This is a genomic window from Frankia sp. BMG5.60 (assembly GCF_059428125.1).
On the sequence record NZ_CM182091.1, the window covers coordinates 3,938,415 to 3,962,490 of the forward strand.

General features: G+C 74.2%; 16 protein-coding genes and 1 tRNA gene. 11 read left to right on the top strand and 6 right to left on the bottom strand.

Features of this window, described 5'->3' with window-relative positions; genetic code table 11:
* The first annotated feature begins 105 nt into the window (after positions 1–105).
* A complete protein-coding gene (locus AC5R91_RS16035) occupies positions 106–2,487 on the top strand; it encodes a [protein-PII] uridylyltransferase (RefSeq protein WP_495392174.1) in 2,382 nt (793 codons plus the stop codon).
* 76 nt (positions 2,488–2,563) lie between these two features.
* Positions 2,564–2,654: transfer RNA gene (locus AC5R91_RS16040), tRNA-Ser, on the top strand.
* Positions 2,655–2,837: 183 nt separating this feature from the next.
* On the opposite strand, the gene AC5R91_RS16045 is transcribed toward AC5R91_RS16040, so the two are convergent.
* Positions 2,838–3,218: a DUF2255 family protein gene (locus AC5R91_RS16045; protein ID WP_495392175.1), complete on the bottom strand. Its 381-nt coding sequence runs from the start codon at positions 3,216–3,218 to the stop codon at positions 2,838–2,840.
* Positions 3,219–3,423: 205 nt separating this feature from the next.
* The gene (locus tag AC5R91_RS16050) at positions 3,424–3,882 is read right to left on the bottom strand and encodes a hypothetical protein (RefSeq protein ID WP_495392176.1); all 459 of its coding nucleotides are present in this window, start codon (positions 3,880–3,882) and stop codon (positions 3,424–3,426) included.
* A gap of 500 nt (positions 3,883–4,382) precedes the next feature.
* Between AC5R91_RS16050 and AC5R91_RS16055 the strand changes: the two genes are divergently transcribed.
* From AC5R91_RS16055 to AC5R91_RS16080, 6 genes are all read left to right on the top strand, one after another.
* Complete coding sequence (locus AC5R91_RS16055) at positions 4,383–4,889, top strand: hypothetical protein (RefSeq protein WP_495392177.1); 507 nt, start codon at positions 4,383–4,385, stop codon at positions 4,887–4,889.
* Between the two features lie 109 nt (positions 4,890–4,998).
* Positions 4,999–5,715, top strand: coding sequence for a DUF305 domain-containing protein (locus tag AC5R91_RS16060; protein WP_495392178.1), 717 nt, complete (start codon positions 4,999–5,001; stop codon positions 5,713–5,715).
* A 367-nt stretch (positions 5,716–6,082) separates the two neighbouring features.
* Positions 6,083–7,213 (top strand): diguanylate cyclase domain-containing protein, encoded by a 1,131-nt coding sequence (locus tag AC5R91_RS16065; RefSeq protein ID WP_495392179.1) that lies wholly within the window; start codon positions 6,083–6,085, stop codon positions 7,211–7,213.
* 109 nt (positions 7,214–7,322) lie between these two features.
* Positions 7,323–12,047 carry an FtsK/SpoIIIE domain-containing protein gene (locus AC5R91_RS16070; RefSeq protein WP_495392180.1) on the top strand — a complete coding sequence of 1,575 codons (4,725 nt, stop codon included), beginning with the start codon at positions 7,323–7,325 and terminating at the stop codon, positions 12,045–12,047.
* A complete protein-coding gene (locus tag AC5R91_RS16075; RefSeq protein ID WP_044887639.1) occupies positions 12,044–12,313 on the top strand; it encodes a hypothetical protein in 270 nt (89 codons plus the stop codon). The genes AC5R91_RS16070 and AC5R91_RS16075 overlap by 4 nt, the downstream gene beginning before the upstream one ends.
* Positions 12,314–12,372: 59 nt before the next feature.
* The gene (locus tag AC5R91_RS16080) at positions 12,373–12,672 is read left to right on the top strand and encodes a hypothetical protein (protein WP_495392181.1); all 300 of its coding nucleotides are present in this window, start codon (positions 12,373–12,375) and stop codon (positions 12,670–12,672) included.
* Positions 12,673–12,793: 121 nt separating this feature from the next.
* Here AC5R91_RS16080 and AC5R91_RS16085 read toward each other — a convergent pair whose 3' ends face one another.
* A complete protein-coding gene (locus AC5R91_RS16085; protein WP_495392182.1) occupies positions 12,794–13,417 on the bottom strand; it encodes a hypothetical protein in 624 nt (207 codons plus the stop codon).
* A gap of 200 nt (positions 13,418–13,617) precedes the next feature.
* Positions 13,618–14,277, bottom strand: a complete 660-nt coding sequence (locus AC5R91_RS16090) for a hypothetical protein (protein ID WP_495392183.1) — start codon at positions 14,275–14,277, stop codon at positions 13,618–13,620.
* Positions 14,278–14,981: 704 nt separating this feature from the next.
* Here AC5R91_RS16090 and AC5R91_RS16095 point away from each other — a divergent pair.
* Entirely contained in the window at positions 14,982–19,457 is a 4,476-nt protein-coding gene (locus AC5R91_RS16095) for a peptidoglycan-binding protein LysM (RefSeq protein ID WP_495392184.1), read from the top strand.
* Positions 19,458–19,467: 10 nt separating this feature from the next.
* On the opposite strand, the gene AC5R91_RS16100 is transcribed toward AC5R91_RS16095, so the two are convergent.
* Complete coding sequence (locus tag AC5R91_RS16100; RefSeq protein WP_495392185.1) at positions 19,468–20,841, bottom strand: MFS transporter; 1,374 nt, start codon at positions 20,839–20,841, stop codon at positions 19,468–19,470.
* A 79-nt stretch (positions 20,842–20,920) separates the two neighbouring features.
* Between AC5R91_RS16100 and AC5R91_RS16105 the strand changes: the two genes are divergently transcribed.
* Positions 20,921–21,502: a metallophosphoesterase family protein gene (locus AC5R91_RS16105; protein WP_495392186.1), complete on the top strand. Its 582-nt coding sequence runs from the start codon at positions 20,921–20,923 to the stop codon at positions 21,500–21,502.
* Positions 21,502–22,098, top strand: coding sequence for a dihydrofolate reductase family protein (locus AC5R91_RS16110; protein WP_495392187.1), 597 nt, complete (start codon positions 21,502–21,504; stop codon positions 22,096–22,098). The genes AC5R91_RS16105 and AC5R91_RS16110 overlap by 1 nt, the downstream gene beginning before the upstream one ends.
* On the opposite strand, the gene AC5R91_RS16115 is transcribed toward AC5R91_RS16110, so the two are convergent.
* On the bottom strand, positions 22,095–23,831 hold the full coding sequence (locus tag AC5R91_RS16115; RefSeq protein ID WP_495392188.1) for a DMT family transporter: 1,737 nt from the start codon (positions 23,829–23,831) through the stop codon (positions 22,095–22,097). The two genes, AC5R91_RS16110 and AC5R91_RS16115, sit on opposite strands and share 4 nt — an antisense overlap.
* Positions 23,832–24,076: the final 245 nt, after the last annotated feature.

A 24,076-nucleotide genomic window follows, 5' to 3' on the forward strand; every position in this document is an offset into this window, starting at 1 on the left:
TGAGGCGGCACCGCGCGATCATCGACGCGGTGCCGCGCCATGTGCCGGCCCGGCCCGCGCGGGCCGAGTCCGTTGGAGTGGCCGGCGCCGGAGGAGGACAGAGCCATGCAGGACCGTCTGGAGATCCTCAGGGGACGCGCCGAGCCGCTGCCCACGGCAACCGGGCCGACGCTGCGCCGCCTTCTCACCGACCTGGCCGACGCGGCCCTGGCCGAGCTGTTGGGCGATCCCGACCCCGGGATCGCCCTCGTCGCCGTCGGCGGCTACGGCCGGGCGGAGCCGGCGTTCGGCAGCGACCTCGACCTGGTCCTCCTCCACGACGGCGCCCACCGGAACATCGCCGCCCTCGCCGACGCCGTCTGGTATCCGCTGTGGGACGCGGGCGTCGGCCTCGACCACAGCGTGCGCACCGTCGACGAGGCGATCACGGTGGCGGACGATGATCTGAAGGCCGCGCTCGGCCTGCTCGACGCCCGCCATGTCGCGGGCGACGCCGCGCTGACCGCCGATCTCGCCCGCCGCGCCCGTTCCCGCTGGCGCACCCGCGCCCCGAAGCGGCTGCCCGACCTCGCCGCCGCCGTGGCCGAGCGCGCCGCCCGGCTCGGCGAGGTCGCCTTCCTGCTCGAACCGGACCTCAAGGAGTCCCGCGGCGGGCTGCGCGACGTGCATGCCCTGCACGCCCTCGCCGCGGCCTGGGTCGCGGAGGTCCCCTCCGACCGGGTGCTCGCCGCCGCCGAGGTGCTGCTCGACGCCCGCGGCGAGATCCGCCGGCTGGCCGCCGGCCGCCCGCAGGACCGGCTGCTGCTGCAGGACGGCACGGCGGTGGCCGCCGCGCTCGGCTACCCCGACTCGATGGCCCTCGCCCACGCCGTCGCCGACGCCGGCCGGACGATCTCCTGGGCCTGGGACGCGACCTGGTACCGCACCGCCGCCGGGCTGCGCAACACCTCCCGCTGGCGCGGCCGACGTCCCGTCCGCCGCCCCCTGGACGAGGGAGTGATCGACCAGGGCGGCGAGATCCAGCTCGCCCTCGACGTCGAACCGGCGAAGGACCCGGTCCTCGTGCTGCGCGTCGCCGCGGCCGCCGCCCGCACCGGGCTGCCGCTGGGCCGCTACGCCGTCGACCGGCTCGCCCTCGAAGCGCCGGCGATGCCGCAGCCGTGGCCGCCCGCCGCACGCGACGCGCTGGTCGCCCTGCTCGCCACCGGCGACGCCGCCGTCGGCGTGCTCGAATCCCTCGACCAGGTGGGTCTGCTGGTCCGGCTGCTGCCCGAGTGGGCCGCCGTGCGCAGCCGCCCGCAGCGCAACCCCTACCACCGCTACACCGTCGACCGGCACCTGATGGAGACCGCCGCCCACGCCGCCGCGTTCACCCGCGACGTGGACCGCCCCGACCTGCTGCTGCTCGGCGCGCTGCTGCACGACATCGGCAAGGGCTTCCCCGGCGACCACACCGACGCCGGCATCGAGCAGATCCGGCTGCTCGGCCCCCGGCTCGGCCTGCCCGCCGAGGACGTCGACGTGCTCGTCGCGATGGTCCGCCACCACCTGCTGCTCGGCGAGACGGCCACCCGGCGCGACATCGACGATCTCGCGACCATCCAGGCCGTCGCCACCGCCGCCGGCAGCGACCGGATCCTCACCCTGCTGCACCGCCTGACCGAGGCCGACTCCCGGGCCACCGGGCCGACCGCGTGGAACGCCTGGAAGGCACGCCTGATCAACGACCTGGTCGAACGGTCCCGGGCGCTGCTCGGCGGCGAACGGGTGCCCTGCCCGCCGCGGCTGGACGACCGCCAGCGCAGCCTGCTCGCCCTGCCGGCGGAGCACGCCGTCCAGGTCAACCCGCTGCCCGACGAGGGGATGTTCGAGATCGTCGTGGTCAGCGCCGACCAGGTCGGGCTGCTGGCCGTCACCGCCGGTGTCCTCGCGCTCAACCGGCTCGACATCCGGCGGGCGTCCGCCCGCAGCGCCGACGGGCGCGCGCTGCTGCAGGCCGCGGTCGCCGCCCCGCACGGCCGGGTGCCGGAGGAGGCGAAGCTGCTCGCGGACCTGCGGGCGGCCCTCGCCGGCACCCTCGACATCGCCGAGCGGCTCGCGGCCCGGGAACGCGACTACTCCGGCGCGAAGCAGTGGACCACCCCCGGCCCGCCGCAGGTCATCTTCGATGACGGCCTGGGCTCGACCACCGTCCTCGAGGTGCGCGCCCCCGACCGGGCCGGCGTGCTGTTCCGGATCGTGCGGGCGCTGTCCGAGCTGCGGCTCGACGTCGCCACCGCCATCGTCGCCACCCTCGGGCTCGACGTGGTCGACGCCTTCTACGTCCAGGAGGCCGACGGCCGGCCGGTGGCGGACGACGCCCGCCGCCGCGAGATCGCGCGCGCGGTGCTCGCCGCGCTGGGGGCGGAGGATCTCCCCGGCCAATCGGCGCCGGCCGAGCGCACCGGCTCCGTGGGCTCCGCCGACTCCGTCGGCCAACGGCTGTGATCCATCCCGCCCGCCCGGTCCGGCACCCGGGCCGTTGGCACCCTCAGGGGAGACGCTATGATGGGCGAGCACGTTGGGAGGCTTCGCCTAGTCCGGTCTATGGCGCCGCACTGCTAATGCGGTTGGGGGCTTCAACCCCCTCCCGGGTTCAAATCCCGGAGCCTCCGCCCCTCGTCCGCGCGGCCAGCCTCTCAGGCTGGCCCGCTGACCAGTAGGAACACCAGCCGGTTTGATTGCCCTCGCCTCCTCGCCGGGTCGGGTACCCAGACGGTCCCCAGAACGGGCCGCACGCGGGATGGCTGCGGAAATCGTTTCAGCCGCCTTCTGCCCCGAAGAACGCAACAGATGCGCTAGGCGGGACCGAGCCGCAGGGTCGTGATCGCGGCGGAGGCCGTGACCATGGATTCGGCGCCCGCGTTGCCGTACTTGGCACGGTAGGCGGCGTCGACGTCCGCGCGCAGACGGGCGGTGCTTTCGCCGATGTCCTCGACGGTGACGTCGGCTTCGAGGCCGGGGACGCGGATGCGGGCCCGGCGTGAGGCGAGGGCGTGACCGAACCAGCCGGTGTCGCGCCGGTACCAGGTCCGCACGTACACCTGGTCACCGACGCGGACGACCCAGATCGGCAGCGGGCGTCGCAGGGTCCCGTCGGCGCGTCTGACCGCGATCTCCAGTTCGCGGGCCGAGTCGATCCGCTCCAGGGCGTCCGCGGACCAGGTCAGTTCGCTCATGTCTCGATCGTGCCCTCGCCCCGGCCACGGACCAACACTCCCCGGCACACCAGCGATACCCTCCGAGTATCAATCGCACGCCGCCCTGGTCGGATGGACACGCGGGAGCCGCGGTGCTTCGCGACGGTCGCCGGGGAGCTGCATTTCGGCCGGGCCGCGCAGCGCCTGAGTGAGCCCCACACGGCACAACAGCCGACCCCCTACATCAATAAACACACCAAATTTTCCCTCGCGAGGGGATCCGGTGCGTCTTTTCTTCTTCTTCCTTCAGGGAAGGGCGTATCGTCCCACCCCGGTTTGACTGGAAGCCACATTCGGGGGGAACGGTGGTCTTTTTTCGGCGCGCCTGGCTTTGGTGCCGGCGCCATCCCAAGACCAGCGGGGCGGTCACCGTCCTGCTCGCCTTGTTCATCATCATCGGTGCGACCTCGGATCCGCCCAAGAAAGACACGGCGGCGATCCGGCGGGCGTCGCTGACGATCGCCACACCGACACCTTCAGCGACACCGACACCCTCAGCGACACCGACACCATCGGCAATCCCGACGTCATCGGCGGCCCCGACATCATTGGCGGCACCGGTGCAGGCGACGCCGCCCTCGACGACGGCGGCTTCGGCGCCTTGGGCGACGGCGGCTTCGGTGGTGCAGGCCGCGCCCAGCACCCGTAGCGTCGCCGTCCCAGGCCCCACCCATCTCCCGGCCCAGTCGCCCGCAACCCATGCGGCAGCGCCACCGGCCGCGCAACCACCGGCCGATCACCAACCGGCCGATCACCAACCGGCAGCAGCGCCACCCGCCGCGGCGCCCCCACCGGCCGCGGCTGCTCCCGCCTGTAATCCCCGGGCCGCCAGCGGAAACTGCTACAAACCCGGCCAGATCTGCCGCAATGCCGACCATGGAGTGCAGGGGGTCGCGGGTGACGGCAGGGCGATCGTCTGCGCGGACAACAACGGCTGGCGCTGGGTGGCGGCGTGACAGTTTCATCCCGTTGACGGAGCTTTCTCCCGTTGACGCGGCTTTCTCCACCGCATCGATCATCCTGGCCGACCGGCACGCTCGGCGCCGGCTACCAGGCCCGGCCCCCCGTCACCCGCGGGGGGGGCACGGATCGGAGGTGGCGTCGGATCCCGTCGCCGCACGCCCCCTCAGGCATCATGGCGCGGTGAGTGTCGGGACCCGCGGACAGATCTCCGCTCGGGGGCCGTATCTGGTGCTCCTCGTGCCCGTGCTCCTCGGCATTCTGGTCATGCACGGCGGCCTGTCCGCGCATGCCGGCCACCACGACCACCACGACCACCCGGGCGCCTTCTGCGGCTCTGACGGGCCGCTGGTCGCGGCGGGGAGCCGGCCGAGCGCACCGCACGGCGGGGCAGCGCACCAGGGGTCCATCCCCGGCCACCCAGGCAGCCTCGAGGGCGGGTCCGCGACCCTGGCGTCGGACCCGACCGCGGACCATCACGGCGGGCACGCCGGCGAGCTGTGCCTGGCGTTCCTTCGCCTGACGGGCATCCTGCTCGTCGCCCTGTTGCTCGCCCGCGCCGTCCGGACGGCCGTCCGCGCACGAGCCCGCTCGCGCCCAGCGCCCCGTCGCCCCGAGCGGTCACCTCCCGGGGGACTACCTCGCCCCCGCGCGCCCTCACTCGCCCGCCTCTGCGTGCTGCGCGTGTAGACCGACCGCTCCGCCGGCGTGGGTCCTCGACGACTCCCGCCCGGCGGACCGGTATTCGGCTGCGCACGCATCCGGAGTCCGCACGCATCTGAGGACGAGGAACTTCAGCATGAGACGACTCATCCTGCTCATCCCGGCGCTTCTCGCCGCGGTCACCGTCGGCGCCTGCGGCAGCGGGGGTAGCACCGGCGCGCCCACCAGCACGGCCACGGCCACGGCCGCGACCGGCGGCCACAACGCGGCCGACATCACCTTCGCCCAGAAGATGATCCCCCATCACCGGCAGGCCATCGAGATGGCCGAGCTGGCCCCGTCCCACACACAGAACCCGCAGGTCAGATCCCTCGCGCAGCAGATCCGGACCACGCAGACGCCGGAGATCGCAACCATGGCGGGTTGGCTCACCGATTGGGGGCAGCCCACCGCTCCCCCGGCCGACGCGGGTGTTTCCGGTCACGGCACGGGCGACCCCGGCGCACCCGACCCCGGCGCACCCGACCACGGCACGGCCGACCACGGCACGGCCGGCGACGGCACGGCCGGCGACGGCACGGCCGATCACGGGATCCAGACCGAGGCACCGGACGCCGCCATGGACGGAATGATGTCCAGCGCGGACATGACCGCCCTGAGGAACGCGACCGGACCGGCCTTCGACGAGATGTTTCTCGCCATGATGATCGAGCATCACCAGGGCGCCGTCGCCATGGCGAAGGCCGAGATCCGTGACGGCCGCCACGAGCTGGCGAAACAGCTTGCCGAGAACATTCAACGTACTCAGGCGGCCGAGATCATCAGCATGCAGGACCTGCTTACCAGGATCTGACCCGCACGGTGCAGGACGGGATGGTGACTGCGACGCCGGCCACCATCCCGCCGCGCCGAGCCCGCTCCCGGTTTTCCCGCCGAGCCTTCATCGAGCCACGGGCGGCACCGATCCGCCAGGGAATTCACTACTCCCACACATCCAATGCTCTCGCCACCACCTTTCGCTGCACACCGTTCAATAAAACGGAATCCATCCGTCGGCAGCCGCCCGAGGATCAGAAAGGCACCGCCGCGGCAGCCCTGCTCGGCGCGGGAGACACCCGCCCGGGGCGGTCCCACGGCACATCACCCGCGCCGTGCGGGTCGAGGACGCGCCCCGCGCCCGATCGACGCCACGGTGCGGCAGCCGGAAGGATTCCAACTCCGTGCCCACCGATGACGTCGCGGCGGCCGTGTTCGACTCCCTCCCTTCTCCCATTGCGGTACTCGGGCCGGACGGCATGGTGGCCCGCCTGAACGAGGCGTGGCGCCGCAGCGCCGCGACCGGGGTGGCCCTGCTCCCCGTGCGGCCCGGCATGAGCTGGCTCGCGGCCTGCGACCACGCGGCCGAGGCCGCGGCGCGGGCGGCCGGCACCCATATGGACCAGGCCCGTTCCTCGCCCGCCGGCCCGGTCGACCTCACCGCGGTCGATCCGGTCACGTCGGTCCGGACCCTGGCGTTCCTCTCGCGGCAGTTGATCGACCGGCGGCGGACCCGGGCCCGCATCGAGCTGCCGCAACCGGCGCCGCGCGGTCACCGCTGGCTCGACGTCCGCCTGAACGCCCTCATCCGCAGCGACGGGCTGGTCGTCGTCGTCGAGGACGTGACTGAACGGCACCATCGCGAAGAGGACCTCCGCCGTCAGGCCACGACGGATCCGATCACCGGGATGGCGAACCGGACGGCACTGCGAGCCCTGCTCGCGGCCAGGCTCACCACCGGCGGATCCGGCGCGTCGGACGGCACCAGAGCACGGGCCGTGCGCGCAACCTCTTCCGCACGAACACCTCCTTCCCCGGACCGGGCCGGGACCGCCGTTCTCTTCCTGGACCTGGACGCATTTCGTCGAATCAACAGCTCCTTCGGATATCCGACCGGTGATGCCGCCCTACATGCCGTCGCCCACCGCTTTTCGAGCGTACTCGGCCCCGCCGACATTCTCGGCCGATGGGATGGCGACGAGTTCGTCGTGCTTGTCGGCTCCGGAGATGCGCCCGATGTCGCCGACCTCGCCGAGCGGCTGGTGGCGGCCCTCGACGAACCGCTCGACGTGCACGGCCACCGCATCCGGGTGTCGGTGAGCGTGGGGGTCGCCCTCGTGGGCGCAACTCCGCCCCACCCCGGCGACAAACGTCCTGAGCAGCGCGAACAGGGACGCCAGCCGGGAAATCGGGGGGCCGCCGGCGCCCCGGCCGAGGACGGGGACGCTCTGGTCGCACGCGCCGGAGCAGAAGTGACCCGCGCCCGGGCCAGGCTACGGGCCGGCCACGACCGCCGGTCCCGCTCCGGTCAGTAACTCGACTTTCCAGTCGTCGAAAGTATAGGTTGACGACCACAAGACCAAATTCATATACGCAGCGTCGGCCGACGTCGCCGGGGGGCGTTTCGGGTCGTATCTTCGGCCCATGCAGCTCGCATTCACCATTCGCGATTTCCGCACCGGAACAAGCGTCGACGTGCTTCTGCGCGCCGGCGCCGACACTCCGCTGGGCGCTGTGGCCGACGCGCTGGCGGCCGTCGTCCGGCCGCCCCACCCGGGCCGAGCCCCGGCGAGGGCCAGCCCCTCGCTGACCCTCGCCGGCAGCGGCCGCCCGCTCAGCCCGAGCCTGCCGCTCGCCCGCTCGCCGCTGACCGAGGGCGCGGTCGTGATCCTCGACGCGCCGCCGGCCCGGCGGGCCACTGGCGCGGGCCTGGTCCAACTAATGATCACCGCGGGCCCCGGCGCCGGCGTCATCCATCCGCTGCCGGTCGGCGAACACACCGTCGGTTCGGCTCCCGGCAACGCCATCCTGCTTCCCGGCCCCGCCACCACCGACGAACCCGTGTTGACGGTGCGGGTCGCCGCCGATGGAAGCTGTTCGGTCACTCCCGGCCCCGGCGCCAGGATCGTCGGGTGGGACCGAGCGAAGGGCGACGGCTCGGTCCTCGCCTCCGTGCACACTCCAGGCACGGCGTTGCGGCTCCTGCGTCCCGCAGCGGTCGCCCCCCTGGCCCTTCCCTCCACCGCCGTTGCGGGAAGGCTCGATGTCAACCCGCCGCCGCGGTTGCGCCCACCGCAGCGGGCGGCCGCCTTCGCTCTGCCTGCGGCGCCCGAGGAGCCCCACCGAGCGCCGGTCCCCGTTCTGGCCACGCTCCTCCCCCTGCTCGCCGCCCTGGGCATGGCCGCGGTGCTGCGGACGGTCTATGTCCTGCTGTTCGCCGTCCTCGGACCGCTGAACCTGGCCCTGTCCATGGTGAGCGGGCGCCGGCGGGACCGCCGCGAGTTCCGCGAGGCCACCGCGCGCCATCGACGGCTGCGCGACGAGGTGGAACACGCGGCGCAGGCGGCACTCGAGGCGGAGTGCGCCGAGCGCCACGCTGAACAGCCCGACCCGGCAAGCCTGTTCGCCACGGCCTGGCAGCGGGACTCCGGGCTCTGGCGACGTCGTCGGGGCGACGCCGACTACCTGCGGCTGCGCGTCGGAATCGCGAACCAGCCAAGCGCGGTCAGGATCACCGGCACCGACCACCCGGCCGACCCGATGCACGCGGATCTGCCCGCCGTAGTCGCCCTGAGCGAGGACGGCATCGTCGGGGTCGCGGGCGTCCGGTCCCAGGAACTCGGCTGTTGGCTCCTCGCCCAGGCCGCCGTACTGCACAGCCCCGAGGAGCTGGCGATCTGCGTGTTGGTGGCCGATGCCGGCCGCGCCGCCAGGTGGCGCTGGATTCGCTGGTTGCCGCACTGCCGCCCCGCCACCACAGTCCCAACGGCCTGGTTCGCGGGGGACGCGGTGGGCCGGGTCGCCAGCGTCGCCGAACTCCGGTCCCTGCTGCAACGCCGCCAGAGTCTGCCGCCCGACCACCGACCCGCCGGCCCCGACATCCTGCTCGTACTGGACGGTGCACGCTCGCTGCGGTCCATCCCCGGCCTGATCCCGGTGCTGCGCGCCGGCCCGACCGTGGGCATCCACACGATCTGCCTGGAGTCCGACGTCCGGGATCTCCCGGCCGAATGCCGGGCCGTCGTCGCACCCGATGGCGGCTGTCTCACGGTGCGTCGGGATCAGGCAGAGGTGATCAGACACGTTCGCCCCGACCTCATCGGTCCGGCCGGGGACGGCGGCGACGCGCCGTCCGGAGCGGCCCGTTGGTACGAGTCGGTGGCGCGGGCACTCGCGCCGCTTCGCCTGGCGGCGGATGATGACGCCGCTCTCCCCGTGGCCGTGCGGCTGTCGGACATCACCGGCGGCGGCCGGCAGGCCGCATCGGCGATCCGGCGGGCGTGGTCGCTCGCCCCGGGCTCGGGGACCCCGCCGAGAAGCCGTCCCGTCCCGGTGGGAGTCGCGGGCAGCGGGACGTTCACTGTCGATCTTCCTCGTGACGGCCCACACGGGCTGATCGCGGGCACGACCGGATCGGGTAAGTCGGAGCTGCTACAGACGATCATCGCTGCACATGCCGTGACCTACCGGCCGGACGAGTTGGTGTTCGTGCTCGTCGACTACAAGGGTGGCAGCGCGTTCGCCGAATGCGCCGCCCTGCCGCACGCTGTGGGTCTCGTCACGGATCTCGACCCGCACCTTGTGCGCCGGGCCCTGATCTCACTGTCCGCCGAGCTGCACCGCCGGGAGGCGCTCCTCGCCCGGTTCGGCGCCAAGGATCTCGACGCCCTGCGTCGTGCGGCGCCGAGTGCAGGTCCGGGCGAGCTGACGGTCCCGCCCCGGCTGGTACTCGTCGTCGACGAGTTCGCCACCCTCGCCCGGGAGCTACCCGACTTCGTGACCGGCCTGGTCGGCCTCGCCCAGCGCGGACGCTCCCTCGGCGTCCACCTGCTCCTGGCCACCCAGCGTCCGAGCGGCGTCGTCTCCCCCGAGATCCGGGCGAACACGAACCTGCGCATCGCGCTGCGGGTGACCGATGTGGCCGAAAGCGAGGACGTCGTCGGGTGTCCGGACGCCGCGGCGATCGTTGCCGCCACCCCCGGCCGGGCAGTGGTGCGCACCGGGCCCGAGCGGGTCACGACCGTGCAGACCGCCTGGGTGGGCGGCCCGGTCCGCGCGGAGGGTGACGACACCGGCGAGGCCGCGCCGCGCGTGAGCTTGCTGGCGTGGCCCGGGCCGGATGCACCGGAGTCGGTACCGGGCCCGCATCCCGGCGCCGCGTCGCAAGATTCCGCACCGGGCGACACCGAGCTGACCGTTCTGGTGCGGGCGGTCCGCGAGGCCGCCGCGGCCATGGGGATCCCCACCCAGCCGAGTCCCTGGCTTCCACCGCTGCCAGAGCGCATCGGCCTGCCCGCACTGCCGGCCGTCGCCGGCTCCGACGAGCTGAACACGCACCCAGCGGGTCCGCCGGGGCGGCGTCGTCCCGGGCCCCGCCGGGGCGGGCCCCGACTTCCCGGCACGGTGCTCGCCCCGGTCGCCATCGGCCTGTCCGACCGCTGTGACCGCCAGGCGCAACAGCCCTTCGCGTTGGACCTGGAGAACGGCGGCCATCTGATGGTCGCCGGAGCGCCACGGTCCGGTCGTTCCACGGTCCTGCGGACTGCCGCGGGCGCAATCGCCGACGCGATGCCCCCGCGCGACGTCCACATCTACGGGCTGGACTACGGCGGCGGCGCGCTGGCCGCCCTGAGCAGCCTGCCGCACACAGGCGCGATCGTCGGGCGGGATGATCCGGAGCGGGTCGGACGGATGCTCGCCCGGCTGACCGTCGCCGTCGAGCAGCGCCGCCGGCGACTCGCCGCGGACGGGGTGGCGGATCTGCGGGAGGCACGGCGCGGTGTCACCCCGGCCGGCGGCAGCGCCGCCGGCCGCCCGCCCTACCTCGTGCTCCTCGTCGACGGCTTCGAGGCTTTGCTCGCCGCGGCCGAGGACGCCGACGGCGGGGACCTCGTCGAGTGCCTCCTCCGGCTGCTGCGGGAGGGCCCGGCGGCCGGGCTGCGGGTGATCCTGTCCACGGATCGGCGCGGGTTGACCGGCCGGCTGGCCTCCCTCATCGACGAGCGGCTGATCCTCCGGATGGCCGATCCCGGCGACTACGCGCTGGCCGGCATCTCCGCCGCGGACATGCCCGAGCGGCTGTCTCCCGGGCGGGGCGTCGCGGTCGGAGGCCGATTCCCGACTCCCGTCGAGATCCAGGTCGCCGTGCTCGACGCGGAAGCGACCGGCCGGGCGCAGGTGGCGGCGTTGCGGAACATGGGTGCGCGGTTGCGCGCCGGCGCCGGCGCAATCGGACCGGATCGGGACGGCGACCGCCCCTTCCGCGTCGAAGCGCTCCCGGAGTGCGTCACCAGCGCCCGAATGGCGACCGCCCAGGCTCACCGGCCCGCCTCCGCCCCCCGCCGCTCACCCGCGCCCCGGCTGCGGGCCGCCCTCGGACTCGGCGGGGACGAACTGGACGTTGTCGACCTCGACCTTGACGAGGAGCCCGGCTTCGTCGTGGGCGGGCCGCCGCGCTCGGGACGCAGCTCGACGCTGCTCACCATCGCGCTGTCACTGCTGGCCGGCGGTGCCGACGTCGTCGCGGTGACACCGCGCCCCTCAGCGTTACGTGCGCTTGCGGGCCATCCGGGTGTTCTGGCCGTGGTGGATTCCGTTCTGGGCCACCTTGCCGGGGCTGGCGGCGGGGCCGGCCCGGGCCGGCCGGTCCCACCTCTCGGGACTGCCCACCTCGGCGCCGGCGTCACCGCGCCCTGGGCCGTCACGCCGGGGAGAAGGCCACCGGTCGTCCTCGTCGACGACGCCGAGCTGATCGGCGAGCACGCGGCCGCCGAGCTGGCGAGCTTCTGGCAACAGGCACGCGACGCCGGGGGCGCGCTCGTCATCGCCGGCTCGACGGAGGAGCTGGTTCTTCAGTACCGCGGCGTCGTCGTCGACGTGCGTCGCGAGGGGCACGGGCTGCTCCTCGCCCCTAGACGGCCGGTCGACGGGGAACTCCTCGGCATCCGGCTCCCCCGGACGAGCCCCGGCCCCGTGCCGGCGGGTCGGGGGGTACTCATCCGGCGTGGAGTCCTGCTCCCCGTCCAGGTCGCCTGCCCACCAGCCGCCGTTCCCGTCCTGCTCCACCCCCAACACCAGCTCCACCCCCAACACCAGCTCCACCCTCGACATCTGCTCCAGTCGCGCCACAGTGCGAAGGGAATCGCATGAGAACTGTCACGACGCCGGCGGCCCTGCAGGCCGCCGCACGGATGAGCCAGCTACTGCCCGGCCTGCAGACGACAGCGGTGAACCTCATCGACCACGGCAACACCCTCGCGGACCCGCGCAACTGGGAGGGCCCGAAGGCACAGGTCTTCCGCGCGCAGATCTGGCCGGAGGTCCAGCACGCGCTCACGGACCTGCACGCCAACCTCACCGAGCTGGCCCGCGGCATCACCGAGATCAACAGGCGGACTGCCGCGGCGGGAAGCTGATCGCCGTCCCCGGACCCGCCTCACCCTCGGCTGCCGTTCGCCTGTCGACCGCAATCCGCATGGAGGACACCGTGACCTCGTCGTCCGACGTCACCGTTCGCAGCACCCCGCAGGCCGTGGCCGCGATCTCCGACCTTGCCTCGATCGTGAACGGACCGCTGCTCACCCACTTCGACGAGCTGCGGTCCACCGCGAGAACCCTCACCGACCCGGAAAGCTGGGACGGGCGCGGCGCGACCGAGTTCCGGACGACCGTCTGGCCCGGCTACGAGCGCACGCTCACCGAGCTGCACGCTCGGCTCGACCAGCTACGCACCCGGCTTGCCGAGATCCAGAGCGAGATTCAGAGTGCCGGATGACCGATGCCAGTCCCGCCGGTTCAGGGATCTCGCCGGTTCAGGGACCTCGCCGGTTCAGGGACCTCGCCGGTTCAGGGACTCCGCCAGGCCAGGGATTCCGCCGGGCCAGGGCTCCGCCATTTCACGGACGGAGCCTGGACGCACCGGTCAGCAGACCGGCCGCCGCCGCCGTGCCGAGCAGGACGCAGGAGCGGGCGGTCCGCACCACGGCCTCGGCAATCTCCATCTGCAGCAGCGACCAGCCGGCGCCGAGATCGAGCAAATCGGCAGTCGGATGTCGCACGCAGAAGCCGACGGCGGCTGCCGGCCAGGCGGCTGCCGGCAGCGGGGAGACCCATCCCCCGAACGAGACCGAGACCCAGCGCCCGCATCCAGGTGCCGACCCGCACAGGTTCAGCCGGGTCGCGAAGTCGCCCCCGCCGAGGCCTCCGGCAAACGACGTCGGAGCGAGCAGGAGCACTCGGGGAATCGCCGGGCCGCTCACCGTCGCCTCGGTGGCGGGCTCCTCCACAGGTGACATCCACCCACTGACCGGGTGAGCGGGGGAGACGCGGGGCTGCGGCCCCGGCACCGCGGCCGGGCCGGTCGGCGCGTCCGACGGCATGTCCACAGCCGCCGTCGCGAAGCGCAGACCGTGCGCGACCTGGCCACCCCACAGCGCGAGGCTCCCGTACGGGGCGGTCCGGATCAGGGACCGAGCCGCCGTGATCGGTGCGCTGTCGACACGTCGCCGCTGGTCCGTCATCCGTGCCTCCACGTCAAACCACGAGACTACTTAGGTTTGCCTAACTTAATGGAGGAGACGATGCGCCACAAGCTGGCGGTCACGCTTTGTATCCTTCCGCAGCGTTCCCCTCCCGGACGGCGCTCCCGCGTCACGGACGGCGGCCCTGGAGGCGCCGGAAGTGGGCCACGCCCCCGCCGACCTGTGCCGTCAACGGCCGGTCAGACAGGTGCCCGGAAGTCGGGGCCGTCGGGAACGAAGTGGAACGTCGCGGTCACGGCGTCGAACAGGCGGTGCAGCGCGTTGGTCACCGCGACGTTCGGACTCCGGCATTCGACCTGGGCCACGCACGGCGCACCCGGCACGGGGATCAGCGTGCGCATGCTCGCGACCAGGCTCGGCTCGATGTCCAGTCCACCGCCGGAGGCCAACACGCCGAGCACGCGGGCGGCCAGGCCGACGGCAGGAAGATCCACGATCTGCACCTTGCGCCAGGTACCCGACAAGGACGGCAGGGGCTCCTCCTGTAACCCCAACACGAGCTCACCCACCGTGGGAACCGGCTCCCCCGGCCCCGCGTCATGACGGAAAGAGGAGACCGACACCGTGGCCGACAGGCCGGCGCCGTCGATGGCCTCCACCACCACGCCGCAGTAGACCGCGCCGCTTGCCCTCGCGCGCCGCACCGCGTCGCGCAGCACGGCGGACATGACCGCCCGGCGGCCGGCCAGCATCGGCGTGCCGCGGATACGGGCGTGAACGAGAGGATCGATCGAACGCATGGGCATGCCGGACCTCAGATCCAACATGAACCAGCTCTCGGGCACCGTGATGGCGAAACGATCCGGAGCTCGCCGGCTCGCCGCCGCGTATCCACTCAAGCCACATCCCTGTACTCGACACGCGCCGATCAATACCGCAGCGTCAGGATGCGGAGATTACTCAGCGCAAGGTTGAATCCGGACATTTAGCGTTGGATCGGCTACCGAATGCTCATCGTGCGTGAGAGATCCCGGATCTGTCATCCCTACGTTCCCGCTCCGCGATCGCACTGGTACGGTTACACCGGGTTCGTCCCGTTGTCGCCGTCTCGGCGCAGCAGCGTGAGGAGGCCGGATGCCCACTGCGCGCCGCCCGCGTAGGGAGCCCCGGACGCCGCCTGGTAGCCGTCACGGCCGCGCCGCGTTTCCCATCCGTCGTTCCGGAGGGCCTGCGCATCCATCGACCCGGGCGCCCAGGATCGCGATCTGGCTAATCGTCACAAGAAGGCCAGAGAACTCTCACTTCGCCCCGGATCGCCGCGGCAGTCGACCTAGCATGAGCGCCACGCGACGTGCCCCGCGGACCGACGCCGCCCCCCGCCCGGCACACACGTGCGCCCGACCCTGCGCCTGATCGGGGACGAACCATGTCGACCACACCGTTGCCCTCGGCACCTTCGCCCTCGCATCCGCCTGACCCCACGGGGGCCCAGCCGGCCGCGCCGGAACCCACACCGCGGCCGGCTGCGAAGCGACGGCGCGGCCCGGCCGCCAGGGCCGCGGGCGGCGGGGCGGGCGGCGGGCGCGCTACTGGTGGCGAGGCCGTGCCGACCCGGCAGGCGGTGCCGACGGTCCCGCCGGAGGATCGCGCGCGGGAGCGGCTGCAGGCAGCGGGCGCGCTCGCGGCGATTGCCGTGGCGGTCCTCGGCATCCCCGTGATCCTCGCGCTGGTGCTCGGGCCACCGATCCGGAGCGGCGGCGGGGCGGGCGGCGTCGTCCGGGCGGTCCTTTCCCTGCTGTTCTGGGCGGCGTGGGCGCACTTCATCGCCTGTCTCGTCGCGGAGTGGCGCGCGGAGGTTCGCGGCAGCGGTCTGGCTCCGCGCATTCCCTTCGGCGGCGCGCCCCAGATGCTCGCCCGCCGCCTCGTCGTCACCGCGTTGCTGCTCTCGGGCACCACAGCCCTCGTGGTGCCGGTGACCTATGGGCAGGAGACGGCCCGCGGGCAGCGCCCCGGGCCGGCCGAGGTGCTGCGAGGGATGCCTGCGCCGGGTCCGCGCCCGGAACTGGCGCCACCCCGGGTCGCGGACGGCGCCGACCCGCGGGGCGGCGTCACGAACGGCAGGGACGGCCTTGGCGCCGCCGACCGCACGGATTCGCCCAACCGTACGGATACACCCGACGGCACGGGCACACCCAACGGCGCGGGTCCACCGGCCCAGGTCCCCCGCGGATCGACCGCCCTGCCCGTCCCACCTGCCGCGCGCCCCGCCCGGGCCACCGATCGAGCCTCGCCGCGTGATGGCATCTCGGCTCCCGACGAGCCCCTGAGCGACGTCGGATATGAGCACGCTCCCTATCCCGGCGACCGGTATGGCGGCGTCGGCGGCGTGGACGGTTTCGGCCCGGACGAAGTCGGCGCAGACGGCGTCAGCCCGGTCGGGGCGCGGACGGCGGAGTTCGCGGGGTCGGTTCCCCCGGCGCAGGAGCCTGTCATCGGCCAGGACGAGCTTTCGCCACCCTGGCATGCCGACCGCCCGGAGCTGATCAGCCCGGCCGCGGACCAGCACAGCCGCCTGGTCCTCGGCGAGCGCGTGGTGAAGCTGTACGAGGTGCGCCCGGCGGAGGGGCGTCATCACGACACCCTCTGGGGCATCGCCGAGCGCTTTCTCGGCGACGGGCTGCGGTACCGCGAGATCTTCGATCTGAACGAGGGCCGCACCCAACCGGACGGCCGGACGTTGTCAAAGCCGTCCCTCATCCACGCCGGGTGGGTCCTGCTACTGCCCGCCGACGCCCAGGGCGACGGGCTGCGCGTCCTGCGGATGCCCGAAGGCACCGCCGGTTGGCCGCAGACCTCGGCGGGCGCCGACGGCGACGATGACCTGGACGACCTCTTCGATCACGACAGCTTCGGCGACGCCACGGACGCCGACGACGCCCTTTTCGACGCCGGGCCCGGCGCAGCCGACGACCGGTACACAGCCGACGACCGGTACGAGGCATCACGCCTGCCGGCGGTGCCGGACGAACCGGAGCAGGCGGCGGGCCAGGTGCTGGCCGCCTCTCTCGTGCCGCCACAGGACTTCCTGGGAGTCGCGGCCGCCGGCCTGCTCGCGGCCGGGGTGATGGTGGCGCTGACCGGGCGCCGGAGCGGTCCGGCGCAGCCACCCGAGGACGCCACGGAACGAGCGCTGCTGCTCGCCTCGGACACCGAGGCGGCCCGCTTCATCGACCGGTCACTGCGGGTGCTGTCCGCCTCGCTCACGGATCAGGCGCGTCTGCTTCCCGCGGTCTACGCGGCCATCCTCACCGAGGACGCGCTGATCCTGCACATGGCGCCGGCTCAAGAGGAGCCGCCACCGCCGCCCTGGGCGGTCGGTGAGGTTCCCGGATCCTGGTGGATCGAGCGCTCACCGGGACTCCTGGCGGAGGCGGGCGGCGGCTTCCTCGCCCAGCCGGCCCCCGGGGTGCCCGCGCCGTTCCCGGCGCTGGTCAGTTTCGGCCATGACGACGCCGGCTCGCGCATTCTCGTCGACCTCGAGGGCGCGCCCGGTGTGATCAGCCTCCTCGGCGACCGCACCATCGCGACGCAGGTGGTGATTGCCGTCGCGCTCGAGCTGGCCACGAACGTCTGGTCGGACGACCTGCGGGTCTGCCTGATCGGTTTTCCCGACCTCGGCGACCTCGACGAGCTGCTGACGATCGCTCCGGATCGGCTGTGGACCGCGGTCAGCGTCGCAGAGGCTCTTGACGAGCTGTCCGGACCCGACGACGAGGATACGGTCCACGAAGTCGGAGCCGACGGTGACGACTTTCCGCTCGAAGCAGGTCAGCGGATCGCCGGCAACCCCGGGGCACTGGCGCCGGACCTGCTTGTCCTCGCGGCGCCGCCGGCCGAGGCCGACACCGCTCGGCTGATGAGAATGGCGCAGGGACGCCGGCATGCGGTCGGCGTCCTCACCCTGGGCGATTCCCCGGCCGCCCGGTGGCGGTTCACGGTCGGGCCGGACCGGCGGATGTCGCTGGGCGTGCTGGGTGTTGAGGTATGGGCACAGTCCATCACTCGGCCGGAGTACCGGGCGATCGCGGCCCTGTTCCGCGCGGCCGACGCGACGGCCGTTCCGGCTCCCGCCAGACCGAACGATGACGACCCGCCGCCGCAGGCCGCCCCTGCGCCTGCCTCGTCCATCGCGGCCCCGCCGTCGCCGCCGCCCCTACCGCCACGGGCGACGACCGATCCTGCCCGCGCCATCGGGGCGGCGCAGGCGGACCCCGGCGAGGCGGTGCCCGCGCCGGCACATCCCACGCCGGACGACGAGATCACCCGACCGCCGGCCCGAGCCGACTCGGTTCCCGGCGTCCTGCCGTGGACGCCGCAGCTCGCAGCGATCCCGCCCGCAACCGGCCGGCAGGCTTACGCTCCACCGTCAGCGGCGGACGAGGATCTCACCCGGCCGCCGGCGAACGGTCGCCGGGCGCCGCTCGGACCGCCGCCCGTTCCCCTCACCTCCCCGAGCGGTCCGGGGTCGCCGGGACCGGCGGCGTCAGCGGACTCCGCAGCCTCCGGCGCCGAGCCGGTGCCCGGGAAAGCACCGGCATCCGCCCCGCCGCCCACGCCGTACCTGGCGGCACCCGGCGACGCCGGCCCGGACGACACCGACTCCACGCTGCTGTCCCATCCGAGCAGTCCGCTGATCCGGCCGACCGACATTCCCCGCGTGCCGCCCGTGCTCTACTTCGAGACCCCGCGGATGCGGGCCAACCGTGCGGCCCAAACCCAAACCCAAACCCAGGCCCCGGCGGGCAGGGCGGAGCAAGCCGCTCCGGCCGCAGCGCCGCACCCCGCAGCGCCGCACCCCGCAGCGCCGTACCCCGCGGCGCCAGCGCCGACCGCCGCGATGCCAGGCCCACCACCCGGGTCCACGCGGTTCGCGGTACCTCCCGAGCGGGTACCGACCCCGCCACGTCCAGCTACCCCGCCGCGCCCGCCGATCCCGCCGCCCAACGAGATGCCGAGCGGACGGAGCCCTGCCGCCGCGCCGCCCCGGGAACCATCACCGGCAGCGCCGGAACCCCCCGGACCGCCACCCGCGCAGACCTCGCGCCCGCAGGCGCCGGTCACCTATTCCGACGGGGAAGCGACCATTCCGCGCGACCGCATGTGGCCAGCCGGCCCGGTCCCGCCGTCGCCGGAGACAGCCCCCCCGTCGGCAGCCCCACCGTCAGCAGCGCCGCCGACCGCAGCGCCAGAACCGGCACCTGCCATCGGACTCCCGCCCGTGCGCGAGCCGCGGCCCGGCGAGCCGATGGCCACGGGGGAGGCCCAGGTCCGCGTCCTGGGGGTGCCCACCGTCGAGGGACCCGGCCGGCAACCGACCGACGACCTCGATCTCCTCACCGAAATTGCCGTCTACCTTGCCCTGCACCGTGAGGGCGCGCACCGCCGGCTGCTCGCCGAGGAGATCTGGCCCGCCGACGCCGAGTCCGACGACGACGTCGTGGACGCAGCGCTGCGGGAGGCCCGCCGCTGGCTGGGAGCCGACGCCGAGGGGCGGCCTCGGCTGTCCGTCGATCCGCAGGGTCGGTGGCGGCTGAGTCCGGACGTGCGCTGTGACTGGGAGCTGTTCGTCGCCTACACCCATCGGGCCGGCATGCCCGGGGGCGACACCGAGGCGGACCTGACGACGGCCCTGCGGATGGTCAGCGGGCCGCTGTGGACGAACCTGCCCGCCGACCGGTACCGGTGGGCGACCACCGGCCCCATCGCGCGCAGCACCCGGGCCGGCGTCGTCGATGTGGCCCACCGCCTCGCCGAGCTCACGCTGGGCTTCGGAGACACGATGACGGCCATGGCCGCCTGCCGCACCGGCCTACGGGCGGTGCCGGCATCCGAGGTGCTGTGGCGCGACCTGCTGCGCACCGTGTCGGCCCGAGGCGATCGCCGCACGCTGGAGGCGGTGACCACGGAGATGTACCGGACCATCGGCGCCGGTGGGGGACGTCGGGGAGGCCGGGCCGAGGCCGAGACGGATGCACTGGTCCAGACGTTGCTGCCCGGGTTCAGGCGCGCGCGGAAGTAAGGCGTGCGGCTCACGGGGTCCCCGGCCTGCCGACGTCGGTCGCCGGCCCGCCGGTCTCGGTTGCCGGCCCGCCGGTGTTGGTCGCCGGCAGGCCGGAGACTCGCTCGTCCGTCGCGGGGCCGGCACGGGGGGAGCGCAGCGCGGGCGCGAAGGTGGCGATCGTCGCGAGCAGGAGGAGCACGACCGTCAGGGCACGGTGGAGGCCGACGAGCTCGGCGAGGCCGCCCACGACGGGAGGTCCGGTCAGCCAGCCCGCGTAGCCGACCGTGCTGACCACGGCGATCGAGGTTCCCGCCGACTCGCCGAGCCGGCCGGCGGTGGAGAACACAGCCGGCGCCACGCAGGCGGTGCCGACACCCAGGGCGCCGAACCCGAACACACCGGCGGCGGAGCCGAACGGCAGAGTGCCAACCGTGAGCGCGCCTGCGAACCCCACGCCCGCGACCGCCGTGAGGCCTCGCACCGTCCGTGGCGGCCCGTACCGCGCCATCGCGCGGTCGCCGACCAGGCGTACGACGAACATGCACACCGTGAACGCCACGAAACCCGCACCGGCGACCCCGGCGGCCGCCCCCGTCACCTCAGCGAGGTAGACGGCGCTCCAGTCCGCGGCCACCCCCTCGCACAGGAAGCTCCCGAACGAGACGGCGCACAGCGCGGCGAACCGCCCCGACCACCGACGACGGCCCCCCGCGCGCGACCGCTCGGCCACCGCCGTCGGAACCGGCCGCTCGGCAGCGGGTTGCGCCCCCGACCGCTCGCCAGACGATTCGGGCATCGGCCCCTGCGAGTCCGGCAGCATCCACCAGGTGGCCGGCAGGGCGACGGCCAGGCCGATCCCGCCGAGCGCGGCGAACTGGGCGCCGACGGGCACCGCCAGCGCCGCGGCGACGGTACCGATTCCGGCGCCGCTCAGCGCGCCGGCCGTCCAGGCCGCGTGCGCCGTGGCCATGATCGGCCGCCCGTAGCCGCGCTCGACCCCGACAGCCTGGGCGTTCGCGGCGATGTCCAGGCCGCTGCTGGTGGCGCCCCATAGAGCAAGCAGGGCGAACAGCGACCATTGGCCGCCCACCAGCGGGAACAACAACCCGACGGCGCAGTAGCTGGGCAGGGCCGCGCGCGCCACCCGGACGCTGCCGAAGCGGGACACCGCGATGCCGACGAGCCACAGTGTCAGGACGGCACCGACCGGCGCGCCCAGCAGGGCCAACCCCAACCGCCCGTCCCCGAGGCGCAGGTCGGTCTTGATCTGTGGCACCCGCGGCGCCCAGCTCGCGAACACCAGAGCCAGGACGAACAGCGCGATCATGGTCGCCGCCCGAGCTCGGCCCAGGCTCCGACGCCGCGACGGGCCGTTCCCGCCGGTCACGGCCGCACGCCCCATCCCGTCACCCGGCCTCCAGCCGGCCGCCCGCCCGCGGGGTCACCCGGCCGGCTCCGACGCTGCGTCGGATACTGGCCGGATGCGGCTGGTCATGCTGTCCGACACGCATCTCCCGGCGCGGGCACGCGCATTGCCCGCCGAGGTCTGGACCGCGGTCGAGGAGGCGGACGTGGTGCTGCACGCCGGCGACTGGATCAGCCGGGACGCCGTCGACGAGCTCGCGGCGCGGGCGGGGCGGCTGATCGGCTGCTACGGCAACAACGACGGCCCGGACGTCCGCGCGGTCCTGCCGGAGGTCGCCCGGGCAACGCTCGGAGGTCTGCGCTTCGTGGTCGTCCACAAGACCGGCCCGGCCCGGGGCCGGGAACGTCGGATGGCCGCCGCCTACCCCGATGCCGACGTGCTGGTCTTCGGTCATTCGCACGTGCCGTGGGACTCGACCGTCGAACGCTCCCCCGGGCCGGCGGGCGCGGCCGACCCGGCGGCGCGGACGCCATCGGCGGCGCCGGGCACGCTGCGCCTGCTCAATCCCGGCTCCCCCACCGACCGTCGCCGCCAGCCCGCGGCCACATACCTGACCGCGGTGGTCGCCCGCGGTCGCCTCGCCGACGTCGTCCTACACCCGCTGCCGACCGGCCGGGTGAACCGAGGGAGCGCATGATGGGCAGATTGATCTACTCGGCGATCACGTCGCTCGACGGCTACGTGGTCGACGCCGACGGACACTTCGACTGGGCGGTACCCGACGAGGAGGCGCACGCCTTCGTCAACGATCTGGAGCGGACGATCGGCACCTACCTGTACGGGCGCCGCCTGTACGAGGTGATGGCGGCCTGGGAGACGATGCCCACCGACTCTCACCCCACCGACACCCGCCCCACCGACGGCGATCGGCGTCCCGTGATGCTGGACTACGCCCGGCTCTGGCAGGCGGCGGACAAGGTGGTGTACTCGACGACCCTCGACGGCGCGTCCACGTCGCGGACCCGGATCGAGCGGGGGTTCGACCCGGACGCGGTCCGCCGGCTGGTCGCGTCGGCCGACGGCGACGTCTCCATCGGCGGGCCCACCCTCGCCGGCCACGCCATCCGGGCCGGCCTGGTCGACGACTGTCACCTTTTCCTCACGCCGGTCGTGGTCGGCGGGGGCGTGCGCGCGCTGCCGGACGGCGTCCGGGTCCGGCTGGAGCTGCTCGGGGAGCGCCAGTTCGCCAGCGGCGTGGTGCACCTGCACCACCGCGTCACCGACACCCGCTAGCGACGCGCTCCCTGCAGACGACGACGCGACCGTCCGGGGCTCAGACCGCCGGCGTCGGCGGCGAGGATCCGACGGGTGGCGCGACGCAGCCGGTCGGCCTGCCGCCGCAGTTCCTCAGCCCTCGCGTCCAGCTCGCGCCGCGCCGCGATCAGGCCCTCCGCGGGCACCGCGTCGCCGCCGAACACGTCCCGCGGCAGCCCCGGCACGGGCATAGGCACGGCAACGGGCATAGGCACGGCAACGGGCATAGGCACGGCAACGGGCACGCTCGGACCGGACGGGAGCGCACCCGGCCCGGTGGCGGCCACGGTCGGTTCGGTCGGATGGCCGCTGCCCCGGCCCGGCCCGTCGGCGTCCGCCCAGCCCGTAGGACCCGCGGCACCCGGCATCGGCGAGTGGGCACCGGCGCTCACGGTCCGGCCGTCGAGGTCCGTCCGGGCGGCGGCGCCGGCCCAGGCCACGCCGGCGCCGGTCAGGCCGGCGGCACCGGCGGCACCGGCGGCATCGGTCAGGGCGGCGGCATCGGTCAGGGCGGCGGCATCGCCGGCACCGGTCAGGACGTCGGCACCGGCGGCGCGCGGCATCGGGCGCCGCCGGTGGGATTCGGGGCGCGCGGCCCGGACCGCGGCGACCGCCCGCGCCGGCCGTCGCGGCCGTAGCTGTTCCTCGAAACGGTCCCGTTCGTCCGCGAGGCACGCGAGCTCCTCGCCGATGCGGTCCAGGTCGCGCTGCAGGCGCCGGCGCAGGCGTCGTACCGCCGGGCCGCTCGACCCGGCCTGCCGGCTGCGCCGCAGATCGTGGCGAAGCCGCTCCAGGTCGTGGTGCACCTGCTCCTCCAGCCGGGACAGCCGGCCCTGCGCCTGCCGCGCCGCCAGCCGCGAGAGCTGGCCGGTGATCAGCGGCGAACGCGCCAGAGTCCGGACGCCGACCGTCATCACGATCAGGCCGAGCAGCTCGCCGGCGACCGCGAGCGGGGTCAGCCGCAGCTCGCCGCCGAGCAGCCCCACGCCGATCGCGACGCCGGCGAGCGGCTCGATGCTGACCGACGCCGGCAGCGACGCGGGCAGCGGGGCCATCTCGTAGGCGCTCTGCGCGAGCAACGCGCTGATCACTGCCACGGACGCGACCGCCCAGGGCAGCCAGGACCGGGCCAGGGCGTCGACGCCGTCGGCGGTCAGCAGGTGGCCGGTGGCGCTGACGAGCGCGGCCTGCAGCGCGGACAGCAGGCCCGCGGCGCCGGCCAGCAGCGGCGCGCGCCGCACGGCCGCGAGCCCCCGCGTCCCCCAGACCGCGCCGAACACGATCAGCCCGACGAGGACTCCCGTCAGGACCCAGCCGCCGGAGGTCGCGGCCTCGGAATCGCCCGCGTCCGGGTTGCCGGCGAACACGAACAGGGCGAGCCCGGCGGCGGTCGCGGCGGCGGCCATCCAGTCCCGCCGCGGCACCACCCGGCGCGCGAGCAACGCGGCGAGCGGCAGGGCGAACAGGAGCTGGCAGATCTGCAACGGTTCGACGAGCGCGACGGCGCCGTGCGTCAGCGCGGCCCCGGCCAACAGGCTGCCCAGGGCGCCGATGGCGACGCCGAAGTCCCACAGCGGCCGGCGCACCAGCCACAGCAGCAGCCGCAACCGCAGGACGTCACCGGGCGGCGCGCGGAAAGCCACCCGCTGCTGGATGACGGCGGCCACCCCGAAGCACACGGCGGCTCCCAGGCCGAGCAGATAGGTCGCCACGCCTCCTCGATCCCGCCGTGGTCCCGTCGCGCCCGCCGGCGACGGTCCGTCCGTCGCCTCGTGACGCCGGCCCCCGGCGTGTGCCCGGCCGCGTCGTCGGCCGGTTCCCCACAGGGTGTCATGCCGGTGGCCAGATGACGGTCAGCGGTCGTTCATCCGTCCCCGTTCGGGCGCCGCAGGCGCCACATCTCACACCGGACGCCGACCGCGACCGCTCCGCGGGCACCCCGGCTCGACGCCGCGCA

Excerpts from the sequence above, each read along its gene's own strand:
- AC5R91_RS16035 (WP_495392174.1), top strand. The coding sequence starts at position 106 with ATGCAGGACCGTCTGGAGATCCTCAGGGGACGCGCCGAGCCGCTGCCC.
- AC5R91_RS16045 (WP_495392175.1), bottom strand. The coding sequence starts at position 3,218 with ATGAGCGAACTGACCTGGTCCGCGGACGCCCTGGAGCGGATCGACTCG.
- AC5R91_RS16060 (WP_495392178.1), top strand. The coding sequence starts at position 4,999 with ATGAGACGACTCATCCTGCTCATCCCGGCGCTTCTCGCCGCGGTCACC.
- AC5R91_RS16070 (WP_495392180.1), top strand. The coding sequence starts at position 7,323 with ATGCAGCTCGCATTCACCATTCGCGATTTCCGCACCGGAACAAGCGTC.
- AC5R91_RS16075 (WP_044887639.1), top strand. The coding sequence starts at position 12,044 with ATGAGAACTGTCACGACGCCGGCGGCCCTGCAGGCCGCCGCACGGATG.
- AC5R91_RS16080 (WP_495392181.1), top strand. The coding sequence starts at position 12,373 with ATGGAGGACACCGTGACCTCGTCGTCCGACGTCACCGTTCGCAGCACC.
- AC5R91_RS16085 (WP_495392182.1), bottom strand. The coding sequence starts at position 13,417 with ATGACGGACCAGCGGCGACGTGTCGACAGCGCACCGATCACGGCGGCT.
- AC5R91_RS16100 (WP_495392185.1), bottom strand. The coding sequence starts at position 20,841 with ATGGGGCGTGCGGCCGTGACCGGCGGGAACGGCCCGTCGCGGCGTCGG.
- AC5R91_RS16105 (WP_495392186.1), top strand. The coding sequence starts at position 20,921 with ATGCGGCTGGTCATGCTGTCCGACACGCATCTCCCGGCGCGGGCACGC.
- AC5R91_RS16110 (WP_495392187.1), top strand. The coding sequence starts at position 21,502 with ATGGGCAGATTGATCTACTCGGCGATCACGTCGCTCGACGGCTACGTG.